1 protein-coding gene is annotated in these 1,609 nt (G+C 71.9%); it reads right to left on the bottom strand.

Annotated elements, in window-relative coordinates; translation table 11 throughout:
- Window positions 1–36 precede the first annotated feature (36 nt).
- Window positions 37–1,608, bottom strand: a complete 1,572-nt coding sequence (locus tag RMO30_RS09790) for a circularly permuted type 2 ATP-grasp protein (protein ID WP_309712640.1) — start codon at window positions 1,606–1,608, stop codon at window positions 37–39.
- Window position 1,609 lies beyond the last annotated feature (1 nt).

Raw genomic sequence — 1,609 nt, 5'->3', positions numbered from 1 at the left:
AGCGGCCGATCCAAAACAGCGACTCCGCGATCCGGCTCAGCACGGCCCCACCGGTCCGCTCTGCTGCTGCTGCATCGCCTGCGGGCGCACGTCGTTCGGGTTCGCGTCGATGGGTACCTTCGAGCTCGTCGCGATCGACTTCGGGATCTCCGCGGCCGTGCGTCGACGGATCGGCAGGTCGCGCCCGATCACCCACGTGTCCTTCGAACCGCCACCCTGGGAGCTGTTGACGACGAGCTCACCCTCGGGCAGGGCGACCCGGGTGAGCCCGCCGGGGAGCACCCAGATCCGATTCCCGTCGTTGACCGCGAAGGGGCGCAGGTCCACGTGCCGGGGCCGCAGCTCGTCCGCGATGAGTGTCGGCACCGTCGAGAGCTGCACGATCGGCTGGGCGATCCAGCCGCGCGGGTCGCGCAGGAGCCGGCCGCGCAGCACCTCGAGGTCTGCGGCGGACGCCCGCGACCCGACCACGAGCCCCTTGCCCCCGGAGCCGTCGACCGGCTTGACGACGAGCTCGTCCAGCCGGTCGAGCACCTCCTCGAGGGCGACCGGGTCCTCGAGGCGCCAGGTGTCGACGTTGGCGATGAGCGGCTCCTCGCCGAGGTAGTACCGGATGAGGTCGGGGACGTAGGTGTAGACCAGCTTGTCGTCCGCGACGCCGTTGCCGACGGCGTTCGCGATCGTCACCGTGCCGATGCGGGCGCAGGTCAGCAGGCCGGGGCTGCCCAGCGCCGAGTCCTCCCGGAAGGCGACCGGGTCGAGGAACTCGTCGTCGACCCGGCGGTAGATGACGTCGACCCGGCGCCGGCCGTCCCGGGTCCGCATACAGACCCCGCCGGGCGCGCAGAACAGGTCCCGCCCCTCGACCAGCTCGACGCCCATCGTGCGGGCCAGGAGCGAGTGCTCGAAGTACGCGCTGTTGAAGACGCCGGGGGTGAGCACGACGACGGTGGGGTCGTCGACGCCGTCCGGGGCCGCCGCGATGAGGGCCGCCAGCAGCCGGCTCGGGTAGTCCGCAACGGTCCTGATCCGCAGCGCGGCGAACAGCTCGGGGAACGTCTGGGCCATCGCGCGACGGTTGGAGAGCACGTAGCTGACGCCGCTCGGCACGCGGACGTTGTCCTCCAGGACCCGGAACCTGCCGTCGGCGTCCCGGACCAGATCGATGCCCGAGACGTGCACCCGCACGCCGTTGGGCGGCTCGATCCCCCGCGCCGCGCGGCAGAAATGGGTCGAGGACGTGATGAGAGAGCGCGGCACGACGCCGTCGGTCACCGCGCGCTGCGGTCCGTAGACGTCGGCCAGGAACGCCTCCAGTGCGCGAACGCGCTGGGCGACCCCCGGGGCGACCCGATCCCACTCCGCTCCGTCGAGCACCCGGGGGGCGACGTCAAGGGGGAACGGGCGCTCCTCGCCCGCGAAGTCGAACGTCACGCCCTGGTTGACGTAGCTGCGGGCGAGCCGGTCGGCCCGACCCCTGAGCTCGGCTGCCGACATCTGCACCAGCGACTGGTGCACATGACGGTAGGCGGGCCGGACCTGACCACCCCGGTCGAACATCTCGTCCCATGCGGCGCCGGAGGGATAGCCGTCGAAGAGGTCCGCCATG

Origin of the sequence: Pseudolysinimonas sp. (genome assembly GCF_031389465.1) — a bacterium.
In the GTDB taxonomy this organism is placed as follows: Bacteria; Actinomycetota; Actinomycetes; order Actinomycetales; family Microbacteriaceae; genus Pseudolysinimonas_A.
This window is presented reverse-complemented; position numbering and strand designations above follow the sequence as displayed.

What these genes read in the sequence shown, in the direction of transcription:
- RMO30_RS09790 (WP_309712640.1), bottom strand. Translation starts at nt 1,608, where the DNA reads ATGGCGGACCTCTTCGACGGCTATCCCTCCGGCGCCGCATGGGACGAG.